The organism is Lysobacter sp. H21R4 (assembly GCF_015277535.1).
GTDB lineage: Bacteria > Pseudomonadota > Gammaproteobacteria > Xanthomonadales > Xanthomonadaceae > Novilysobacter > Novilysobacter ciconiae.
This window is the reverse complement of record NZ_CP063772.1, coordinates 1,061,091-1,082,580: the sequence shown is the minus strand read 5'-3', so window position 1 is coordinate 1,082,580 and position 21,490 is coordinate 1,061,091. Positions and strand designations below refer to the sequence as shown.

Annotated in this window: 18 protein-coding genes and 1 pseudogene; 4 read left to right on the top strand and 15 right to left on the bottom strand. The window is 66.8% G+C overall.

Annotation, left to right across the window (positions count from 1 at the left end; all coding sequences use genetic code 11):
* Positions 1-2: 2 nt before the first annotated feature.
* From INQ40_RS05025 to INQ40_RS05015, 3 genes and pseudogenes are all read right to left on the bottom strand, one after another.
* Positions 3-2,116 (bottom strand): annotated as a pseudogene (locus INQ40_RS05025) (EAL domain-containing protein).
* 50 nt (positions 2,117-2,166) lie between these two features.
* Positions 2,167-3,123, bottom strand: a complete 957-nt coding sequence (locus tag INQ40_RS05020) for a phosphate/phosphite/phosphonate ABC transporter substrate-binding protein (RefSeq protein WP_228482124.1) — start codon at positions 3,121-3,123, stop codon at positions 2,167-2,169.
* A 43-nt stretch (positions 3,124-3,166) separates the two neighbouring features.
* Positions 3,167-3,955 (bottom strand): RNA methyltransferase, encoded by a 789-nt coding sequence (locus tag INQ40_RS05015; protein WP_228482178.1) that lies wholly within the window; start codon positions 3,953-3,955, stop codon positions 3,167-3,169.
* A gap of 106 nt (positions 3,956-4,061) precedes the next feature.
* Between INQ40_RS05015 and INQ40_RS05010 the strand changes: the two genes are divergently transcribed.
* On the top strand, positions 4,062-4,892 hold the full coding sequence (locus INQ40_RS05010; protein WP_193986744.1) for an inositol monophosphatase family protein: 831 nt from the start codon (positions 4,062-4,064) through the stop codon (positions 4,890-4,892).
* A 127-nt stretch (positions 4,893-5,019) separates the two neighbouring features.
* Here INQ40_RS05010 and secF read toward each other — a convergent pair whose 3' ends face one another.
* The 5 genes from secF to queA all read right to left on the bottom strand — a co-directional run bounded on the left by secF (position 5,020) and on the right by queA (position 10,525).
* Complete coding sequence (gene secF, locus INQ40_RS05005) at positions 5,020-5,985, bottom strand: protein translocase subunit SecF (protein ID WP_194342081.1); 966 nt, start codon at positions 5,983-5,985, stop codon at positions 5,020-5,022.
* A gap of 15 nt (positions 5,986-6,000) precedes the next feature.
* Positions 6,001-7,866 carry a protein translocase subunit SecD gene (gene secD, locus INQ40_RS05000; RefSeq protein ID WP_194342080.1) on the bottom strand — a complete coding sequence of 622 codons (1,866 nt, stop codon included), beginning with the start codon at positions 7,864-7,866 and terminating at the stop codon, positions 6,001-6,003.
* 61 nt (positions 7,867-7,927) lie between these two features.
* Positions 7,928-8,266 carry a preprotein translocase subunit YajC gene (yajC, locus tag INQ40_RS04995; RefSeq protein WP_193986739.1) on the bottom strand — a complete coding sequence of 113 codons (339 nt, stop codon included), beginning with the start codon at positions 8,264-8,266 and terminating at the stop codon, positions 7,928-7,930.
* Positions 8,267-8,357: 91 nt separating this feature from the next.
* Positions 8,358-9,467 (bottom strand): tRNA guanosine(34) transglycosylase Tgt, encoded by a 1,110-nt coding sequence (gene tgt / locus INQ40_RS04990; RefSeq protein WP_194342079.1) that lies wholly within the window; start codon positions 9,465-9,467, stop codon positions 8,358-8,360.
* Positions 9,464-10,525, bottom strand: a complete 1,062-nt coding sequence (gene queA / locus INQ40_RS04985) for a tRNA preQ1(34) S-adenosylmethionine ribosyltransferase-isomerase QueA (RefSeq protein ID WP_194342078.1) — start codon at positions 10,523-10,525, stop codon at positions 9,464-9,466. The genes tgt and queA overlap by 4 nt, the downstream gene beginning before the upstream one ends.
* A 232-nt stretch (positions 10,526-10,757) precedes the next feature.
* On the opposite strand from queA, the gene INQ40_RS04980 reads away from it, so the two are divergent.
* Both INQ40_RS04980 and INQ40_RS04975 read left to right on the top strand, forming a co-directional pair.
* The gene (locus INQ40_RS04980) at positions 10,758-12,257 is read left to right on the top strand and encodes an aminotransferase class III-fold pyridoxal phosphate-dependent enzyme (protein WP_194342077.1); all 1,500 of its coding nucleotides are present in this window, start codon (positions 10,758-10,760) and stop codon (positions 12,255-12,257) included.
* Between the two features lie 553 nt (positions 12,258-12,810).
* Complete coding sequence (locus INQ40_RS04975) at positions 12,811-14,310, top strand: catalase (protein WP_194342076.1); 1,500 nt, start codon at positions 12,811-12,813, stop codon at positions 14,308-14,310.
* 84 nt (positions 14,311-14,394) lie between these two features.
* On the opposite strand, the gene INQ40_RS04970 is transcribed toward INQ40_RS04975, so the two are convergent.
* The 7 genes from INQ40_RS04970 to rsmD form a co-directional block, all read right to left on the bottom strand.
* The gene (locus INQ40_RS04970) at positions 14,395-15,156 is read right to left on the bottom strand and encodes a TMEM43 family protein (RefSeq protein ID WP_194342075.1); all 762 of its coding nucleotides are present in this window, start codon (positions 15,154-15,156) and stop codon (positions 14,395-14,397) included.
* Complete coding sequence (locus INQ40_RS04965; RefSeq protein WP_194342074.1) at positions 15,153-16,043, bottom strand: MBL fold metallo-hydrolase; 891 nt, start codon at positions 16,041-16,043, stop codon at positions 15,153-15,155. The genes INQ40_RS04970 and INQ40_RS04965 overlap by 4 nt, the downstream gene beginning before the upstream one ends.
* A gap of 82 nt (positions 16,044-16,125) precedes the next feature.
* Complete coding sequence (gene ggt, locus INQ40_RS04960; RefSeq protein ID WP_194342073.1) at positions 16,126-17,883, bottom strand: gamma-glutamyltransferase; 1,758 nt, start codon at positions 17,881-17,883, stop codon at positions 16,126-16,128.
* A gap of 4 nt (positions 17,884-17,887) precedes the next feature.
* Positions 17,888-18,142 (bottom strand): YfhL family 4Fe-4S dicluster ferredoxin, encoded by a 255-nt coding sequence (locus INQ40_RS04955; protein WP_193986723.1) that lies wholly within the window; start codon positions 18,140-18,142, stop codon positions 17,888-17,890.
* 66 nt (positions 18,143-18,208) lie between these two features.
* The gene (locus INQ40_RS04950; protein ID WP_228064434.1) at positions 18,209-18,712 is read right to left on the bottom strand and encodes a hypothetical protein; all 504 of its coding nucleotides are present in this window, start codon (positions 18,710-18,712) and stop codon (positions 18,209-18,211) included.
* Between the two features lie 52 nt (positions 18,713-18,764).
* Positions 18,765-19,268: a pantetheine-phosphate adenylyltransferase gene (gene coaD, locus INQ40_RS04945; RefSeq protein WP_194035363.1), complete on the bottom strand. Its 504-nt coding sequence runs from the start codon at positions 19,266-19,268 to the stop codon at positions 18,765-18,767.
* Positions 19,265-19,954, bottom strand: coding sequence for a 16S rRNA (guanine(966)-N(2))-methyltransferase RsmD (gene rsmD / locus INQ40_RS04940; RefSeq protein WP_194342072.1), 690 nt, complete (start codon positions 19,952-19,954; stop codon positions 19,265-19,267). The genes coaD and rsmD overlap by 4 nt, the downstream gene beginning before the upstream one ends.
* Before the next feature lie 66 nt (positions 19,955-20,020).
* Here rsmD and ftsY point away from each other — a divergent pair, with 66 nt between their 5' ends.
* Positions 20,021-21,487, top strand: a complete 1,467-nt coding sequence (ftsY, locus tag INQ40_RS04935) for a signal recognition particle-docking protein FtsY (RefSeq protein ID WP_194342071.1) — start codon at positions 20,021-20,023, stop codon at positions 21,485-21,487.
* Positions 21,488-21,490: the final 3 nt, after the last annotated feature.

Here is a 21,490-nt window from a genome sequence, read left to right as displayed (position 1 = left end):
GCTCAACCTGGCAGGTGTACGGCGGACGCGTCATTGCACAGCGCAACGAACTCATCCGAACTCATGGGATTGGCGAGACTGAACCCCTGTGCCAGGTCGCAGCCGCGATCGCGCAGCAGCTGGTATTGCGCGCGGTTCTCCACGCCCTCGGCGATCACCGTGATTCCCAGTGAGCGCGCCATGGCGATGATCGCCGTGGTGAGGGCCAGGTCGTCGGGGTCATGCAGGATGTCGGCCACAAAGCTGCGATCGATCTTGACCCCGTCCACGGGCACGCGACGCAGGTGGCTGAGCCCCGAAAAGCCGGTGCCGAAATCGTCCAGCCAGACCTGTACCCCGGTCGCGCGCAGCTGTTGCAGCACGCGGCCGGCATGGGCCTCGTCGCCGATCATCGCCGTCTCGGTGAGTTCCACCAGCAGCCGGCCAGGATCCAGGCCGCTGTAGTCCAGGCTGCGCGCCACGCTGCGCGGCAGGTCGCCGCTGCGCAGTTCGCGGGCTGAGACGTTGACCGTCACGAACGGCGGCGTGCCGCCATCCAGCGCGGGCCAGCGCGCCGCGTCCCGGCAGGCGGCGGTCATGACCTTGGGTCCGAGCAATTCGATCAGGCCGGTTTTTTCCGCCACGTCGATGAAGACCGCCGGCGGCACCTCCCCCAGTTCGGGGTGGTGCCAGCGCAGGAGCGCTTCGGCGCCGACCACGGCGTCGTCCGCCACCCGGATCACCGGCTGGTACACCACGCTCAGCTCGCCGCGCTCCCACGCCCCCGCAGCTCGGTTTCCAGCCGGACGTGGCGCTCCACGGCGCTGTTCATCACGTTGTCGTAGTAACGGGCGCAGTTCTTGCCGGCCAGCTTGGCCTGGTACATGGCGATATCGCCGTTTTTCATCAGCATCGCCGCGGTCAGGGCGTCGTCGGGGTACATGCTGATGCCGATCGAAATGCCCAGGAACACCTCCCGCTCGCGCAGTGCGAGCGGCGCGCCCAGCTCCTCGACCAGCGACTCGCCCAGTGTGGTCGCGATTTCGCGCACGTTGACCCGCGGATCCGCCGCCTCCACCAGGATGACAAACTCGTCCCCGCCGAACCGGGCCAGCATCGCGCCGGGCCCGCCCAGGCGCTGGACCACGTCGCGGATGCGGCGCGATACCTCCAGCAGAACCTCGTCGCCGACGTCATGGCCGAGGGTGTCATTGACGCGCTTGAAGTCGTCGATGTCGGCGAACAGCAGTGCGAGCTGGCGTCCGCTGCCGCTCAACCGCAGCAGACGCTCGTCGAGTGCCTCGCGGAACGCCAGCCGGTTGGCCTGGCCGGTCAGCGCATCGGTGTAGGCCATCTTGCGGATGTCGCGGTCGTGGCGCGCGACGCTCCGGCCCATGTTGCGGAAAGCGCGGATCAGCTCGCCCAGTTCGTCATTGCGCTTGCTGTCCAATGGCAGCACGTCGTAGTGGCCCGACTCGATCTTGCGCGCGGCATCGGCCAGGTTGCGGATCGGCATCACCAGCCAGCGCTGGATGGTCCACAACACGGCGGCACCCATCGCCATCAGGGCCACACCCAGCACCAGCAACCACAGCATCTGGCGCTCGGCCAACACCTTCAGCCTGACGCCCAACTGGTGCGTGGCGCGCTCCTGCAATACGCGCATCGCGCCCAGGTCGTAGCCGATGCGGACACCGCCCAGGCGCTCGCGCCCAATCATGATCGGCGCGGACACGTCCATGATCGAGTCGCTGAACTGGGTTCGCAGCGCGGTCGCCGCCAACGCCGCTGGTGCCAGCGGATCGTCCATCGGCAGGCCGTAAGCCGGGATCGACTCGCTGCCGTCGTGAAGCACGCGGCCCTGCGCATCGAAGACATAGACGTAGCGGATCCAGCGCTGCTTCAGCGCGCCTTGGAGCAGCACGCCCATGCTGTCGAGGTCGTGGTAATAGAGCGGATTGACCAACAGCTCGGCCAGCGGCTCGACCATGTTCTCGCCGCGTTGCTGAAGGTTCTCATCGGCCACCTCCTGCATGGCCGAATGGCTGACGCGCTCCACTTCGTGCTGGGTTTCCGCCTGGCGCTGGAGGACCAGACCGGTCAGCGCCATGAAGACGACCAGGGCGCCGAGCAACATCGCCAGGACGCGCCCCTGCAAACCGCTGAACAGGCTCGCAAGCGTCGCCCTCACTCGACCTGGCTCCGCACCAGTTGCACCAGCTCCCGCAGATGGGCGAGCTCGCGGCGCGCCTCCTCATCAAGCGGCAGGAAGCGGGTCGTGCCGAAAAACTCGTGCATCGCGGCTGCAGCCAGGGGATCGTCCGCAGCCTCCACCAGCACCTGCCGCAGCCGCTCACGCACCGCGGGATCCAGGTTGGCGCGCACCAGCTCCAGCGCGCGCGGGAACTCCTCGCTGCGGCCGATCAGCACCATGTCCTTCCTGAACGCCTCGGGCATGCGGCGCGGGTTGGCCCAGTCCAGGTTGCTGACCACGCCGACATCGACCAGTCCCTTGTGCACCCAGGTGGCGATGTTCAGCTCCGAACGCGCGAACAGGTAGCCCAGCGCATCCGGGCCGACGGTGTCCAGCGGCGACATCAGCAGGTCCAGCTTGAGGCCGCTGCGCAGCAATTGGCCGGCCGGAACGAAATACGCACTGGTGGAGGTCGGTCGCTGGAACGCGATGCGCGATCCCTGCAGGGAATCGATGCCGGTGATGCCGCTGTCCGCGCGCGCGAAGAACACGGCGTGGTAGCTGCGTTCGCCGTCGCGTTCAGTCACCAGCAACGGGCGGGCACCGGCGCGTTCGGCAAGCAGCGCACCGGAACCGGAGGTCTCGGTGACCCAGTCGACCCGCTCGCGACGCAGGTAGCTGGCCATCTGCTGTGGATCCCGGGCCATCAGGATGCGGCCCTCGCGGATGCCCACGTCGGCCATCCTCGGCACGACGTAATCGAGGAGCGGCTTGAGCTGCTCGTAATGCGCCGCCGGATCGTCGCTGATGCGGCCCAGCACGAGGATGTGGGATTCGCCGGCCCACGCAGGCGTGCCGGCAACGCCGAGCAGGCAAACCGCCAGGATGAAGCTGCGCAGCCGCGCGAGCCTTGCTGCGATCGGCCCGTGCCGGTCCTGCTGGTGATTCACTCGCATCCTTCCCCCAACGCCCCTGCAGTGAGCGTACAGGGCATCAGCGTCGTCCCGCCAGCATCGCCATCCGGCTGGCATCGGCGAGGATCCCACGCAACAAGCGCAGCTCGCGCTCCTCCAGATCCACGCGCAGGAACAGCCGGCGCAGCTTGCGCATTGCCGAGTCCGGCGATCGACCCTTGTGGAAGTCGATGGCATCCAGTGTCTCGGCCAGCTGGGCGAAGAAATGCTCCATCTGTGCGTGCGAGGCGGGCGGATTGCGCTCGGCGGGGACCGCTGGCGCGGGCGAATGGGCCTCAGGGCTCGCCAGCAACGCAAGCCGCAGTTCGTAGCTGATGACCTGCACCGCGGCCGCCAGGTTCAGCGAGCTGTAGTCCGGATTGGCCGGGATATGGATGGCGGCGTGGCACAGCTGCAGCTCGTGGTTCTCCAGGCCAGTGCGCTCGCGCCCGAACACCAGCGCCACCTCGGCCTGCGCGGCAACGGCCACCGCGCGCTCCGCGGCGGCCCGCGGCATCAACTCCTCAAGGCTGATCCGGCGGCTGCGCGCGGTGCACCCCAGGACCAGGCGGCAATCGGCCACCGCGTCGGCCAATGTCTCGAAGGTGACCGCCCTGTCCAGCACGTCGTTGGCGCCGGCGGCCAGCGCGAAGGATTCCACGTCCGGTGCGCGTTGCGGCGCAACCAGCACCAGACGGTCCAGGCCCATCGTCTTCAATGCCCGCGCCGCGGAGCCGATATTGCCCGGATGCTGGGTCCCGACCAGGACGATGCGGATGCGCTGTGCCAGGGAGGGATCAGGCGGGACGTGCGGATGGTCGGCGGTCATGGCGGCAATGGTAAACTGCGCGGCCGGCAACGAACCATGTTCGTCCATCGCCGGCCGCTCTTTCCCTTCGCCCACTCCCCACCTCCCCGCTCGAGGCCGTTTTGCCATGCAGAAACCCGCCATCAACCTCATGGTCAAGGCCGCCCGCTCCGCCGGCAATGTGCTGCTACGGCACATGCACAAACTGGACGCGCTGAACGTGGTCGAGAAGGACCGGATGGACTTCGCCAGCGAAGTCGATGAGCTGGCCGAGAAGGAGATCATCAAGGAATTCCGCCGCGCCACGCCCGATTACGCCATCCTGGGCGAAGAAGGCGGCCTACTGTCGCCCAAGAGCGGCACCGCGCGCTCGACCTGGGTCATCGACCCGCTCGACGGCACCAGCAACTACCTGCGCGGCATCCCGCACTTCTGCGTGTCCATCGCCCTGGTCGAGAACGGCGAGCCGGTGCACGGGGTGATCTTCGATCCACTGCGCAACGAGCTGTTCACCGCCAGCCGCGGCAGTGGCGCCACCCTGAACGACAAGCGCATCCGCGTCGCCGACCGCAAGGACCTGGACGGGGCGATGGTGCTGACCGGCTTCCCGCCGCGCGAGCGCAAGCGCGCCAGCGCGCAGCTGACGACGCTGGACACCCTGTTCACCGAAATCCAGGACATCCGCATCTCCGGCTCGGCCGCGCTCGATCTGGCCTACGTGGCCTGCGGACGCGCCGACGCCTACTTCGAAGCCGGGATCAAGCCCTGGGACATCGCCGCCGGTGCACTGATGGTGCGCGAGGCCGGCGGCAAGGTCAGCGATTTCCGCGATCGCAGCACGGGCCCGATGGACAGCCGCGGCATCAATCCCCGGCCGCTGATCGCCGGCAATCTCAAGGTGGCCGGCCTGCTGCAGCAGCGCATCCTCAATACCGGCTACGCCGCCACGTTCGACTGATTCAGCGGGCGGACGCGGAGCAGACCGGCCCCGCTCCATCGGACCAGCAGATCGGACCAGCAGATCGGACCAACAAAAAAGGCCGCGCATTCCAGCGCGGCCTTTCTTGATTGCGGCGTTTACAGACTCACGGCCGGCGGGCCAGGGCCTCTTCGTCGCGCGCCTTCGGCATCAGGTCCTGCTTGGTGACCTTCAGGAAACCGATGGTCAGCAGCGGCGAAGCCACGAAGATCGAGGACATCGTGCCGATCACCACGCCGATCATCATCGCCTCCGCCATGCCCTGCAGCGACCCACCGCCGTAGATGTACAGCGCGAACACGGTCAGGAACGAAGCCACCGAGGTGATGATCGTGCGCGAGAGCGTCTGGTTGATCGAGGCGTTGATGATCGCGGACGGACTGGTGCGCATCGTGCGGAAGTTCTCGCGGATACGGTCGAACACCACGATCGTGTCGTTGATCGAGAACCCCAGTACCGACAGCACGCCGGCCAGCACGGTGAGGTCGAACTCGTGGCCGGTGAGGGCAAACCAGCCGACCACGATCACCGAGTCCTGCAACGATGTCAGCACCGCGGCGATCGCGAACTTGCGCTCGAACCGGGTCGAGATGTAGACCAGGAACCCGACGACCACGAAGATCAGCGCCCAGATGCCGTTGAGCGCGAGCTCCTTGCCGACCTGCGGGCCGACGAAGTCGCTGCGCATCACCGTGCCGGGGTTGTCGGCCGTGGACACCGCGTTGGTGATCTCGCGGGCGGTGCGGTCGTTGGTTTCCACGGCGTCGTCCGCGCCCTCGTCACCGGACTGCAGGCGCACCAGCAGGTCGTTGCCCGAGCCGAAGGTCAAGACCTCGGCATTGCCGTAACCGGCGTCAGCCAAGCGTTTGCGCGCGTCGTTGACATCCACGGGCTGCTCGAAGCGCAGCTCGGTCACCGTACCGCCGGTGAAGTCCAGCGCAAAGTTGAACCCGTTGAACGCGATCGCGCCCACCGATACCGCCAGCAGGATGATGGAGACCACGAACGACGCCCCACGCAGGCGCAGGAAGTCGATGTTGGTGACATTGGGGATTAGGGTGAATGGTTTCATGATCCGTTCCTGCGGTCAGATCGCAATGGACTTGAGCTTGCGACGACTGCCGTAGAGCAGCGTTGCCATCGCGCGCGACGCCGACACCGCGGTGTACATCGAGGTGAGGATGCCGATGATCAGTGCCACCGCGAAGCCCTTCACCGGCCCGGTGCCAAAGGCGAACATCGCCACGCCGGCCAGCAAGGTGGTCAGGTTGGCATCGACGATGGTGCTGGTGGCCTTCTCGTAGCCCAGCGCAATGGCCGACTTGGGCGGCACGCCGAGTCGCAACTCCTCGCGTATCCGCTCGTTGATCAGCACGTTCGCATCCACCGACAGACCCACTGTCAGCGCGATACCCGCCATGCCCGGCAGCGTCATGGTGAAGCCGAACAGCGACATCACCGCCACCAGCATCAGGATGTTCAGCAGCAGCGCGGCGCAGGTGATGATGCCGAACATCCGGTAATAGATGAGGAAAAACACCAGCACGAACGCGAACGAGTAGATGACCGCCTTCATCCCGCGCTCGATGTTCTCCCGGCCCAGGCTGGGGCCGACGATGCGCTCTTCAACGAAATCCATCGGCGCCGCCAGCGAGCCCGAGCGCAGCAGCAGCGCGAGATCGGTCGCCTCCTTCATGCTTTCCAGGCCGGTGGTCTGGAAATCCTTGCCGAACACGCCATTGATGTTGGCAACAGAGATGACCTCCTCGCTGACCCTGGTGCTGCGGACCTCCTTGCCATCCACCATGCGGACCTGCGGGATGCGCTCGATGTAGACCACCGCCATTGGCTTGCCCACGCTGGAACTGGTGAAGTCGAACATGCGCTGGCCGCCGGAGCTGTCCAGCTTGACCGAGACCGACGGCGTGCCCGATTGCGGGTCCAGACCCGAGGTCGCGCCGACCAGCTGGTCGCCCGAGGCGATCACCCGCTTGTTGAGCAGAATCGGCACCGGCTTGCCGTCGATTCCCAGCTCGCGCCGGTAATAGACCTTGGCCTGCGGCGGCACGTTGCCGGTGGCGACCGCGTCATACGCATCGCCTTCCACCACCGCGCGGTATTCCAGCGTCGCGGTCGCGCCGATCACGCGCTTGGCCTGCGCGGTGTCCTGCACGCCGGGCAGTTCGACCACGATGCGGTCGTTGCCCTGGCGCTGGATCAGCGGCTCGGCCACGCCCAGGGCGTTGATGCGGTTGCGCAGCGTGCCCTGGTTCTGGTTCAGCGCGTCGGTCATCATCCGCTGCAATTCAGGCTCCGGGATCTGCAGGGTCAGGACCTGTCCACTGCCGTCCAGGCGCAGGGTCGGCTGGCTGGCCAGGATCTTCTTGCGCGCGGCAGCCGCGTCGGCCGCGTCCACAAGGCGCACGTTGACCGAGTTGTCCGGGCGCCGGGTGACCGACTCGTAGCGCACGCGTCCGTCGCGTAGGACCACGCGCACGTCCTCGACGATCGCATCCAGGTGCTTGTCCAGCGCCGCCTTCTGGTCGACCTGCATCGAGAAGTGGACGCCGCCCTGCAGGTCAAGGCCGAGCAGCATGCCGTGGGCGCCGATGTTGTCCAGCCACGGCGGGACGGTCGACGCCAGGTTCAGCGCGGTGACGTAGTCATTGCCCAGCACCGGCGCCAGCGCGTCGGCGGCCTTGGACTGGTCATCCGTGCCGGTCAGGCGCACCAGCAGGTTGTCGCCATCGATGGCGACCTGCTTGGTCGGAATCCCGGACTTGCGCAGCGTTTCGGACACGCGCTGGACCAGCGCCTCGTCGATCGGTGCGCCACGGTTGGCGGTGACCTGCACCGAGGGATCCTTCTGGTACAGGTTCGGCAACGCGTAGATAGTGCTGAACAGGATGGCCAGCACCAGGACGACGTATTTCCAGCGCGCGTAAGTGAGCATCGATTACCCCTGCGGCGGCCGTTCGGCCGCCCCTGCTTCTAGAAAAAAGTGGTGACCGCGATCAGGCGGCTTTTAAGGTGCCCTTGGGCAGCACGTTGGCGATCGAGCCACGCTGCACGCGGATGCGGACGTTGTCGGCGATTTCCACGGTGACGAAGTTCTCCCCCAGAGCCGTGACCACGCCGGCAACGCCGCCGTTGGTCAGCACCTCATCACCCATGGCCAGCTGGCCAAGCATCGCCTTGTGCTCCTTGGCGCGCTTCATCTGCGGACGGATCATCAGGAAGTACATCACGCCGATCAGCAGGACCGGGAACAGCAGGGACATTCCCATCCCACCCGCAGGAGCAGCGGCGGCCTGGGCATGGGCGGGAGCGATCACCAGATCAAGCAGGTTCATGTCGATATTCCGTAAGGACGAAAAACAGCCGGAGATTATGTCATGGGTTGCCAACACCCACGCGGGCGACGCGGGCATGGCGCGTCGCCGCTTATGGCGTGCGCGCCGCGTAGAAGGACTCACGGAATGCCGCGAAAGTTCCCGCGGCGATCGCCTCGCGCATCTGCGCCATCAAACGCTGGTAGTAACGCAGGTTGTGCGCGGTGCCCAGCATCGGTCCGAGCATCTCGTTGCAGCGGTCCAGGTGGCGCAGGTAGCTGCGGCTGAAACCACCGGCGCAGGCGGTGCAGTCACAGCCCTCCTCGATCGGTCCCAGGTCATGCTCGTACTTCGCGTTGCGGATGCGCACCGTGCCGGTCGCGGTAAAGAAATGGCCGTTGCGCGCGTTGCGGGTCGGCATGACGCAATCGAACATGTCGATGCCGCGGGCGACGCCTTCCACCAGGTCTTCCGGCCGGCCGACGCCCATCAGGTAGCGCGGACGATCGGGCGGCAGTTGCGGGCAGGTGTGCTCCAGCATGGCGTTGCGCTCGTCCTCCGGCTCGCCCACCGCCAGCCCGCCGATGGCGTAGCCGTCAAAACCAATGCCGGTGAGACCGGCCGCCGAGTGCGTGCGCAGTTCGTGGTGGACGCCGCCCTGGACGATGCCGAACAGGGCGGCATCGTTGCCCTCGTGCGCCTTGCGGGAGCGTTCCGCCCAGCGCAGGCTGAGTTCCATCGACGTGCGCGCGACCTCCTCGGTGGCCGGATACGGAGTGCACTCGTCGAAGATCATCACCACGTCGGAGCCAAGCACCTTCTGGATGTGCATGCTCTCCTCGGGACCGAGGAACACCTTGCGGCCGTCGATCGGCGCGGCGAAGGTCACGCCCGCCTCGGTGATCCTGCGCTTGTGCGCGAGCGAGAACACCTGGAAGCCGCCCGAATCGGTCAGGATCGGGCCATCCCAGCGCATGAAGCCGTGCAGCCCGCCGTGCGCCTCGATCACCTCCAGGCCCGGGCGCAGAAACAGATGGAAGGTATTGCCCAGGACCATCTGGGCACCCAGCTCGCGCACGGCCTGCGGATAGATGCCTTTCACCGTGCCGTAGGTGCCCACCGGCATGAAGGCCGGCGTCTCGACGATGCCGCGTGGGAAACTGAGACGTCCGCGGCGTGCGGCGCCGTCGGTACCCAGCAGTTCAAATGCCATGCGGCTCATTGCCGTGTTGCTCCAGGATCGGGAAACAGCAACATCGCGTCGCCGTAGGAGAAGAACCGGTAACGCGCCGCGACCGCGTGCGCATAGGCGGCGAAGACCCGGTCCCGGCCGGCGAAGGCCGAGACCATCATCAGCAGCGTGCTTTCGGGCAGGTGGAAATTGGTGATCATCGCGTCGACCGCGCGGATCCGGTAGCCCGGAACGATGAACAGCCGGCTCTCTCCAGCATACGGCCGCAACTCGCCGTCGGGATTCTCCTGCGTAGGCTGCATCGCCGTTTCCAGTGCGCGCACCACCGTCGTACCCACCGCGATCACGCGGCCACCTGCTGCCCGCACCCGGGCAACCTGCCCGACCAGCGCTGCATCGACGTGCAGCCGCTCGGCGTGCATGACGTGGTCAGCCAGGTCGTCGACGCGGACCGGCTGGAAGGTGCCAGCACCCACGTGCAGGGTGACGTGGCCGAACTCGACGCCGCGCGCGGCCAGCGCCTCGAGCAACGCCGGGTCGAAGTGCAGCCCGGCCGTCGGTGCGGCCACCGCGCCGGTCTCGCGCGCGAATACGGTCTGGTAGCGCTCCAGATCCTCCGCGTCGGGCTCGCGCTGGATGTACGGCGGCAGGGGCAGGCGGCCGACCCGCTCGAGATAGGCGTCCAGCGGCTCGCCAAGATGAAACTGCAGGCGGTAGAACTCCCCGTCCCGGCCGAGGACCTCGGCCTCACCGCCTGCGTCGAGCTGGATGCGTGCGCCCTGCTTCGGGGATTTGCTGACGCCCAACTGGGCGCGGGCGCAGTCGTCCTCCAGCAGCCGCTCGATCAGGATCTCGACGCGGCCGCCCGTGCTCTTGGCGCCGAACAGGCGGGCCGGGATCACGCGGGTGTCGTTGAACACCAGCAGGTCGCCGGGCTGCAGCAGCGCCGGCAGCTCGCTGAACACATGGTCGGAAAACGCCGCCGGCGCCGTCGGGACCAGCAGCAGACGGCTGGCCGATCGCCGCGCCAGCGGCGCCTGCGCGATCAGCTCCGGGGGCAATGGATAGTCGAAGTCGGATTTTTTCAAGACAGTGCTTTCACGGGTGCAGGCGATCGCGCAGGACGGGACACGAGGCCTGCGGCAAATCGCATAGTGTAGCGATACGCCGCGCGCCGTCCGGGGGTTATGCCGATCTCCGCGCCGTGTTAGAATCGGCTAACTGTCTGAAATACAACGTAAATCTCTTGCGCGGCGCGCCCGCGCATTTTTGTTTGCGGTGCCCGGGCACTGCGATCAACCCTGCGGAGGAGCAACACCGATGCCCAGCGCCACCCACTCAAACGCCATCGCCAGCAAGCTTGCGCCCCTGCGCGCCCACGGCGGCTCGCGCCGCACGGTCGGCCTGGATGATGCGGTCCTGGCCCAGTTCGCCGACAACGCCGAGCTAGGCGAAGCGGTGGATGCCGCCGTGGCCGAGTACGCCGAGGTGAAGAAGCATTTTGCCGACCTGCTGGACCTGGACGAAGCCAGCCAGATGCAGAAGCTGCAGGCCGGGTTCATCAACTTCTACCAGGACGACGCGGTCAACCCGTACGTCGCCCTCGCCGCCCGTGGCCCGTGGATCGTGACCCTGAAGGGCGCGGTGATCCACGACTCGGGCGGCTATGGCATGCTCGGCTTCGGCCATGCGCCCGCGCAGGTGATCGCCGCCATGGCCAAGCCGCAGGCGATGGCGAACATCATGACCCCGAGCATCTCCCAGCTGCGCCTGAGCACGCTGCTGCGCGAGGCGATCGGTGACGAGCGCGAGTGTCCGTTCACCCACTTCATGTGCCTCAACTCGGGCTCCGAGTCGGTCACGCTGGCTGCGCGCATCGCCGATGCGAACGCCAAGACGATGACCGACGAGGGCGGCAAGCGCGCCGGCCACCGCATCAAGCGCCTGGTGGTCAAGGGCGGGTTCCACGGTCGCACGGATCGACCGGCGCTGTACTCCAACTCCACCCGCAAGGCCTACGAGCAGTACCTGGCCAGCTACCGTGGCGAGGACAGCGTAATCGTCGTTGAGCCCTACGACATGGACGCGCTGAAGCAGGCATTTGCCGACGCCGATGCCAAGGGCTGGTTCATCGAGGCGATGTTCCTGGAGCCGGTGATGGGCGAAGGCGATCCCGGCCGCAGCGTTCCCGTCGAGTTCTACAAGACCGCCCGCGAGCTGACCCGCGAACACGGCTCGTTCCTGCTGGTGGACTCCATCCAGGCCGGCCTGCGTGCCAACGGCGTGCTCTCGATCATCGACTACCCCGGTTTCGAAGGCGTGGAAGCGCCCGACATGGAAACCTATTCCAAAGCGCTCAATGCCGGCCAGTACCCGCTGTCGGTGCTGGCCGTGAACGAGCGCGCCGGCAATGCCTACCGCAAGGGTCTGTACGGCAACACGATGACCACCAACCCGCGCGCGCTGGATACCGCATGCGCGGTGCTGGAGATGGTTACGCCGGAACTGCAGGAGAACATCCGTGCCCGTGGCGCCGAGGCGCTGGAGAAACTGGAAGTGCTGAAGTCCGAACTGGGCGGCATGATCACCAAGGTCCAGGGCACCGGCCTGCTGTTCTCGTGCGAGCTGTCGGATGAGTTCAAGTGCTTCGGCAGCAACTCGACCGAGGAATGGCTGCGCGAGCACGGCATCGGCGTGATCCACGGCGGCGCCAATTCGCTGCGCTTCACCCCGACCTTCACCAGCACGAGCTCCGAGATCGAACTGCTGGTCAATATGGTCGGTCGGGCGTTGCGCGAAGGTCCGCGCGCGAGCAAGTAACGTCGCGTAAAACGACTGCGCGGGTGTTCGCGCTGTTCAAGCGCACGAAGAGCCGGGGAAACCCGGCTTTTTGCTGGTTCTTTTGCTGACTTCGGCGGTGACCTGATCGACGGGAGGGGGCGTGAGCTGCATGCCTTCCGGGCGAATGTCCCCCGGCCTCCGCCTGCGGCGGCGGCCTCCTCCTTTATTTCGCCCCGAAGGCATCCAGCTCACCCCTGGATTGGCGGGTATCCGTTTTTACAACCACCAGCGATGTTGGAACGGCGGGGGTGAATCCCCTTGCGGCGAAATAAAGGAGGAGGCACCGGCTTCATCGGTGCCGGGGGACATTCGCCGCAAGGGCATCCACCCCCGGCGCCACACGCTGCTCCGCAGACGCAGTCAGCACTCGCGCCGGATGGGACGCACTCCCCAGAGACCGGCGCTATCGATCCATTCCATCCAATCAACTGGCAAGCCTTCGGCCGCGGAGGCAGACTGGAACAAGCCGGAGGAAGTCCAACTCCCTGTCACAGGTTCAGCCCCCCCAGCAATTGACGCCAGGAGTTTCCCCATGAGTAAGCCACACGACAAGACCGCGACCGGATCGACCACTGGCTCCGGCAGCCCAGCACCCAGCGACCGCAATTCGCTGACCGTCGGCGCGAACGGACCGATCCTGCTGCACGACGTGCACTTCCTGGAGCAGATGGCGCATTTCAACCGCGAAAACGTCCCCGAGCGCCGGCCGCATGCCAAGGGTGCCGGCGCCTTCGGGGTGTTCAAGACCACCGCCGATGTTTCGCGCTACACCCGCGCGGCGCTGTTCCAGCCCGGCGCGTCGACCGAGATGCTGGCGCGTTTTTCGACCGTGGCCGGCGAACTGGGCAGTCCGGACACGTGGCGCGACGTGCGCGGCTTCTCGCTGAAGTTCTACACCGACGAGGGCAACTACGACCTGGTCGGCAACAACACGCCGATCTTCTTCGTGCGTGACCCGATGAAGTTTCCGCATTTCATCCGCAGCCAGAAGCGCCTGCCCGACTCGGGCCTGCGCGACAACCACATGCAGTGGGATTTCTGGACCAACAACCCGGAATCCGCCCACCAGGTCACCTACCTGATGGGCGAGCGCGGGCTGCCGCGGACGTGGCGCCACATGAACGGCTACGGCTCGCATACCTACATGTGGATCAACGCGGCCGGCGAGAAGTTCTGGGTCAAATACCATTTCCACACCCGCCAGGGCATGGCGTTTTTCACCAACGCCGAAGCCGCCGAGATGTCCGGCAGCGACGCCGATTACCACCGCCGTGACCTGTTCGATGCGATCCAGCGTGGCGAGCACCCGGAGTGGGTCCTGTCCGTGCAGGTCATGCCGTATGCCGAGGCAAAGGACTACCGCTTCAACCCCTTCGACCTGACCAAGACCTGGTCGCACAAGGACTATCCGCTGATCGAAGTCGGCACGATGACCCTGAACCGCAATCCGGAGAACTTCTTCGCCCAGATCGAGCAGGCGGCGTTCTCGCCGGGCAACACGGTTCCCGGCATCGGCCTCTCGCCTGACAAGATGCTGCTGGGCCGGGCGTTCGCGTATGCCGACGCGCAGCGCAACCGCATCGGCACCAACTTCCACCAGCTGCCGGTCAACCAGCCCAAGGTGCCGGTGAACACCTACATGTTCGATGGCCAGATGGCCTACCACCACAGCGGCAACGCGCCGGTTTACGCACCCAACAGCGGCGAGCGCAGTTGGGCCGACGAGACCGGTCCGATGCCCGACGGCTGGGAGACCGACGGAGACATGGTCCGCAGCGCCTACACCCTGCACGCCGAGGACGACGACTTCGGCCAGCCCGGCACGCTGGTCCGCGAGGTCTGGAATGACGCCCAGCGCGCGCAGTTCGTCGACCAGGTCGCCGGCAGTCTGCTTGGTGGCGTTCGCAGTCCGGTGCTGGAGCGGGCGTTCGAGTACTGGAAGAACGTCGACGCGGCTACCGGCCAGCAGATCGAGGACAAGCTGCGCAGCGGCATGGCACCCGAGCCCGCCGAAGGCATGGGCGAAGGCTGAGCCGGAGCCGGACCCGGCCCCGGGCCTGCGCGCTTCGGCGCCGGCCCGGGGTTTTTTGTTTCAGCACGTCGCGCCGGCTCGGCGTCAGGCGCGGCGTCGACGGCGATATCGGCCAACCAGCAAGACGCCGAGCGCAAGCAGCGCAGCCAGGATCAGCTTGCCGATCAGGCGAACCTCCCCGCGCTTGGGCAATGTCTCCGCCGCTGGTGCAGGGTCGGTCGCGACGGGCGTGGCACTGACCGGGTCTTTCGACGGGGCAGCAGCCACCAAATGCCACTTCCCACCCCGCAACTGCACCTTTCCGGCCAGCGGCGGCAGGTGCAGAGCGCGCCAGTGGATGCGGATGTCGCCGTTGCCCGGGTCGAGCGGATTCAGTGCACTTCCCAGCCCGTCACCTTCCGGCTGGAAGGTCGCCGCCAGATTGGCCGGCAAGCGGGTGAAACCGGGGCGGAATTCCTGCCACTGGCCCAGCGCCTTGATCACCGACAGCTCCACCGGCTTGCCGTCGATGCTGACATCGCGCGCCCACCAGATGCGGTTCTCCAGCGGGAAGCTGCGCGGGTTTTCATGACCGTCATCGAAAGCGGAGGAGTCCACCAGCGCCGGCTTCCATACCTGCTGATAGCCACCGCGCCCGTCGCGCTGCCATTGGTACATCTCGACCCGGCGCTCCAGCCCAAAACGGGTGGTACGCACGCCGAAGTCCGGATCCTCGATCGGCGCTGCCGATACCGGCTCGCCCATGGGATCAGGCGGTTGCGGGTCGCTGCGCGGTGCCTCCTCGGCCCACGCACAGGCTGCCGCGCCTGCAAGGAGCAAGGTGGCCAGCAGCCGGCGCAGGCTCATGCAGCCAGCGACCTCGCGTGCAGCTCCGCCACCTCATGCTCGGTGCCGTAGCGGCCACGCTCGTCGCGGGTCACCTGGGCGAGCGCACAGCCGGGGTCATGGGTAAAAAACAGATGGACGTTGCGTTCCAGCATGTCCGCCAGGAAGCGCTTTTTCTCGTCGATCAGCAATTCCGCATTGCGGTCATACCCCATCGTGATCGGCACGTGCACCCAGGGCCGGCCGGGAATGAGGTCGGCGCAGAACACCAGGCCACCCATGTCCTGACCATCGACGCGTTCGGGACCGATGATCTCGGCCAGCATCAGCCCGGGCGTATGGCCATCGCTGTAGTGGAAACGCACGCCCTTGCCGAGCGTCTCGGAGAACTCGCCGTCGACCAGCTCCAGCCGCCCGGTCGCCTCCAGCAGGCCGGGAAGCTCGGGAATGAAGCTGGCGCGGTCACGGGGGTGCGGCTCAATGGCGCGCTGCCAGTGCTCGCGCCCGACCACGTAGCTCGCGTTGGGGAAAACCAGACGCGGCGACTGGCCTTCCTCCCAGGCGGCGAGCAAACCCCCGGCGTGGTCGAAATGCAGATGCGACAGCACCACCACGTCGATGTCCTCCGGCTTGAAACCCGCGGCATCCAGTGACTCAAGCAGGACATGGCGATCCTCGACCACCCCGTAGCGCTCGCGCAGCTTTGGCTCGAAGAACGCTCCGATGCCCGACTCGAACAGCACCGTCTTGCCACCCAGCGGGCTGGCCAGCAACGCGCGGCACGCAAGGTCGATCCGGTTATGCTCGTCCGACTCGACCCACTTGCTCCACATCGCGCGCGGCGCGTTGCCGAACATGGCCCCGCCATCGAGCTTCTGGCTGTTGCCCATCAGCGACCAGAGTTTCATCGTCGACTCCATCGTTGCGCAGCTACGGCTGCCTCACCAACCATCATCGGTGATCGACACGATGGGCGAAAGCAGGCGCGACTCAGGGCCGGTCCAGCACCACCTCGACCTCACCCACCGGGTTTCGCGGGTCCGTACCGCCGGACAGCTCATCGGTCCGCTTGTCCCAGGCGACGGTCTGCAGGTTGCCCCAGGTGCCCTCGCCGGCATTCACCGTATGGCCCATTTTCTTCAGCGCCTTGAGGGTCGCGGCGTCCAGCGCGCCGGGCTCGGCCGAGATGGCGTCGGGCAACCACTGGTGGTGGATGCGCGGCTCGGCGGCCACCGCCTGTGCGGTCATGCCCGCGTCGTAGCCGAGAATACCGATCAACACCTCGGTAATGATCCGGCTGCCGCCCGGCGCACCCAGCACCGCGAGCTTGTCGGGCGAATCGATGTAGGTCGGGGTCATCGAGCTGAGCATGCGCTTGCCCGCCTGCACCGCGTTGGCGTCAAAGCCCATCACGCCGAAGGCGTTGGGCGTGCCGGGCTTGAGCGCAAAGTCGTCCATCTCGTTGTTGAGCAGCACGCCGGTACCCGGCGCGATCATGCCCGAGCCGTACAGCAGGTTGACGGTCTGGGTCGCCGAGACGATGTTGCCGTCGGTATCGATGATGGAGAAATGGGTGGTCTCGTCATCCTCCATCGGCGTTGGCTGGCCGGAAAGCAGCTCGCTGGGCGTCGCCTTGTCGGGATGAATTGTCGCCCGCAGGCCGGCGGCGTAGGCCGGGTCGGTCAGCATCGCGATCGGCATCTCGACGAAATCCGGATCGCCCATGTAGAGGGTGCGGTCACGGTAGGCGCGGCGCATCGCCTCGACGATCAGATGGGTGCGCTGCGCGGAATCGAGCTTGGAGAGGTTCCACGGCTGCAGCACCTGCAGCATTTCCGCCAGGGCGACCCCGCCCGATGACGGCGGCGGCGCGGTGACCACTTTCCAGCCACGGTAGTCGAAGCTGATCGGCTCGCGCTCGCGGATCCGGTAGCCGGCCAGCTCGGCAGCAGTCCAGCGGCCGCCCTCCTCGGCCACCGCCGCCAGCAGTTGATCGGCGACCTGGCCCTGATAGAAGCCGGCATGGCCACGCTGGGCCAGCAGCTCCAGCGTCTGCGCCAGGTCTTCCTGCTTGAGGATGTCGCCTGTCCGGGGGGCACGCCCATTGGCCAGGAATACCTCGCGCGTACCGCGATAGCGCTCCATCACCTTGCTGCGGGTTGCGTAGCCTTTTTCGAGCCGGCCGTAGACGGGGAAACCCTCGCGGGCAAGCCGGATCGCGGGCGCAAGCGAGGTGGCCAGCGGCAGGCGGCCGTACTCATCGGCCAGATGCACCAGCGCCGCGGGCAGGCCGGGAATGCCGGCCGACCACGGCCCATTGGTGGCACGGTCGCGGTTGAGCTCGCCCTTCTCGTCCAGATACGCCTCGGGTGTGGCCGATTCGGGCGCCGTCTCGCGGGCATCGACAAAGACGTCGCGGCCGGTTTTGGCGTCGTGCAACAGGAAGAACCCGCCACCGCCGATCCCCGAACTGATCGGCTCGACCACCGAGAGGGCTGCAGACACGGCAATCGCCGCATCAAAGGCGTTGCCGCCCTGATTGATGATCTGCGCGCCGGCTTCGGTCGCCAGCGAGTGCGCGCTTGCGATCGCCGCGCCAGGTGGAGTCGCCGCGTTCGCTGGCGTGGTGCGTGACACCGATGCCGCGCGAGGCGAAGAGTCCGCGGTCGTCGCGCAGCCGCCGATGGCGAACGCCAGCAACGGCGCCAGGAAACCGGTTACCACCGCGGTTCGCGTCGCAATTCGCATCACATCACTCCTGTTCTTGCTGCAACCGGGCCAGCTTGGCCAGCAGCTGGCCGGTTGTTTCGGGAAAATCGGGATCCGGGTCAATGCATTCCACCGGACACACCACCACGCACTGCGGCTCATCGAAATGGCCCACGCACTGCGTGCAGCGCGCCGGGTCGATCACGTAGATCTCCTCACCCTGCGAGATGGCCTGGTTCGGGCATGCCGGTTCGCAGACATCGCAGTTGACGCAAAGCTCGTTGATCTTGAGGGACATGGGCTGCCGCTATGCGCGGATGGGGCAAGCCCCACCACGCGCTGTTACTCGTAATGAAGCCGAGGGTTACTTGGCTTCGACAAACACGTATTCGACACCGGCCGGCGTCACCGCCTGCTGGACACGTTCGCTGTCGGCGGGCGCGCCGATGAAGAGCAGACGCACCCCCTTCATCGAACCCGGGCCGACCTTCTGGAAGGCGCCAACAATGATGTCGGCCATCATCGCCGACTCGGGCGAACCGAAGGCCACCAGGTTGCCTTCCACGATGCCGCGCTGCATCGCGTTCTCGATTTCCTCGCGCAGGCGCTCGTGGGCGCCTTCGAAGCCTTCGCTGTCGCTGCTGGGCAGGTAGTACAGGTAAGGGCTGGAGGTCACGTCGCCCATGTTGCGGGTCACCACCGCGGACAGGTAGCTGCCCCACTCGTTGTCATCGTTGGTGGTCGGCGCCGACAGCGGCGCAAGCGCAACCGCGGCATCTTCGGTGGTCTCGGTCGGAGCCTTGTCGCACGCGGCCAGCAACGGCAGCGACAACAGGGCGACAAGCATCAGGCGGGCGGTGGTGTTCATGGCGTTCCCCATTCTTGTTGGTTGGAATATGACGTCGGCGAGGTGCCGGCGATCAGGCGGTGCTGCGTTGCCATTCGCGCTGAAGCGCCTCGGCAACCGCGGGCGGGACAAAACCGGAGACATCGCCCCCCAGGCGGGCTATCTCGCGGACCAGCGATGAAGAGATGAAGCTGTACTGCTCGGCGGGAGTCAGGAAGAGCGTCTCCACGTCGGGGATCAAATGGCGATTCATGCTGGCCATCTGGAACTCGTACTCAAAGTCCGACACGGCGCGCAGGCCGCGCAGCACGACTCCGGCACCGATGCCGGAAACGAAATGCGCGAGCAGCGAATCAAATCCACAGACCTCGACGTTGGGATGATGATCGAGCGCTTCGCGGGCCAGCTCCACGCGCTTTGCCAGCGGCAGCGCAGGACTTTTGGACGGGCTTTCCGCCACGCCCACCACCAATCGATCAAACAGCGGCGCGGCACGATCGACCAGATCGATGTGGCCGTTGGTAATCGGATCGAAGGTGCCTGGATAGACGGCGGTGCGGTGTCGAGCCGGGGTCATTGGGCAAAACGCTCCAGATCAGGGACATCCGGCCGGGCCGGATCAACGGGGAGTGTATCAACGCCGGCGCGGGTGCCGTCGCCTGCCGTCAGTACCGGGCGATGCCGGTAAAGGGCATGCCGGATTTCGCGGGTCCTGCCTTCACGATGCAGGCTCCAGGTTCCGGGCAGCGTCACCGGCTCGTCGACGGGCCCTTCAACGTGCAGCCATGCGCCGTCCCGCATCAATGGCAGGACGCCGGCCAACGCGGGTTCCAGAAGCCCGGTGGCGAAGGGCGGGTCAACGAAGGCGATGTCGAAGCTGGCGCGCGGCTGCGTCGGCAGCCAATGCATGGCATCGGCCTGCACCACCCTGGCCGCCTGGCCGCCCTGCAGTCGTTGCGTGGTGGCCAACAGGCTCGCTGCCAGCACAGGGTCGCGCTCGACCAGTACCGCCGATGCGGCGCCACGCGACAGCGCCTCCAGTCCGAGGGCGCCGCTGCCGGCGAACAGATCCAGCACGCTGGCACCATCGATCACCGGCGCCAGCCAGTTGAACAGGGTCTCGCGGACCCGGTCGGGGGTCGGCCGCAGGCCCGCCGAGTCGACAACGGGAAGCTTGCTGCCACGCCATCGCCCACCGATCACACGGACCTGGCCGGGGCCGTTGGCGACGGCGCGGGAAGGGTTACGGACTGGCTTCTTCATGGGGTCGGAAAATCAGGCGGTGCTAGCATGGGCGCCATTCTCGCGCATTCGTGAAACCTACTGTCGATGGCCAGTTTCTTTCGCCGGAAAAAGCCCGGTTCCGCACCCTCCGAGCGTCGCTACAGCACCGAGGAGCTCGCCGCGGCGTTTCCGGGGGCGCAGCAGGAAAAAAGTGATGCTGAGAGAGTGGAAAACGACGTGCCGCCGGCGAGTTCCGGGGTGGGCGCATCTGACCAGCCGTCCGCCCCGACGCAGCCGGCGCTGGCCGAGCTTGCTGGGCTGGGCGAGCGCCGGCAGCAGCTTGGGTCTGCGGAGACGGGCGAGCCGCCTGCGCCTGTTCGCACCGAGCCGCCGGTCGTTCCCGTGCCAACGTTATCCGAGTCTGCCCCTGCGGCACCGACGCCGGTAGAGACCCGCGCACCGACTGCACCACCCGTGCAGCCGGCGACTCCCGTACCGCCGCCTGTGCCGCCAGTGCCGTCCGCGCCGCCAGTCCGGCCCGCTTCCGACGCGCCGCGCCCGGTTGAGACCCTCCCGACACCAACAGCAGATGCAGATACCGCTGAGCCCGCCCATAGCGCCTCCGTCGCGGCCGTCGGCCGGACCGGCGCTCCGGCGAAAGGCGGCTGGCGCGAACGACTGCGCGGCACGGCGTTCGCGCGCACGTTTGGCGGACTGTTCCAGGGCAACCCCCGCCTTGACGACGACCTGCTGGACGAGATCGAAACCGCACTGATCATCGCCGACGTCGGGGTGACGGCGACCACCGATCTGGTGGAAGACCTGCGCAAGCGGATGAAAGCGCGCGAGTTCGCTGACTCGGCGGCGCTGCTGAAGGCCCTGCGCCAGGACCTGATCGACCTGCTCGCTCCCGTTGCAGTGCCGCTGAAGATCGACGCCGCCGCCAAACCGTTCGTTGTCCTCACCGTGGGTGTCAACGGTGTCGGCAAGACCACGACCATCGGCAAACTGGCGCGTCGCTTCAAAGGCGAGGGGCACTCGCTGATGCTTGCCGCCGGCGACACCTTCCGCGCGGCCGCGGTCGCCCAGTTGCAGACCTGGGGCGAGCGCAACGGCGTGCCGGTGATCGCCCAGGGCCAGAATGCCGATGCCGCGTCGGTCGCGTTCGACGCGCTGCAGGCGGCCAAGGCGCGCGGGACTCAGGTGCTGATCGCCGACACGGCCGGCAGGCTGCACACCCAGCAGGGCCTGATGGCGGAGTTGGGAAAGATCAAGCGCGTCATGCAGAAGCTTGACTCAGCCGCCCCGCACGAGGTGCTGATGGTGATCGACGGCACGACCGGCCAGAACGCCCTCTCGCAACTGCGCCAGTTCCATGCCGCCGTGCAGGTGACCGGACTGGTGGTGACCAAGCTGGATGGCACCGCCAAGGGCGGGGTCGTGTTCGCACTCGCCCGCGAGTTCGGCATTCCGATCCGCTATGCGGGCATCGGCGAGAAGCTCGAGGATCTGCGGGTGTTCGATGCCGAGGCGTTCGTGGACGCGCTGTTGCCGGACACGCTCGGCGGCTGACGC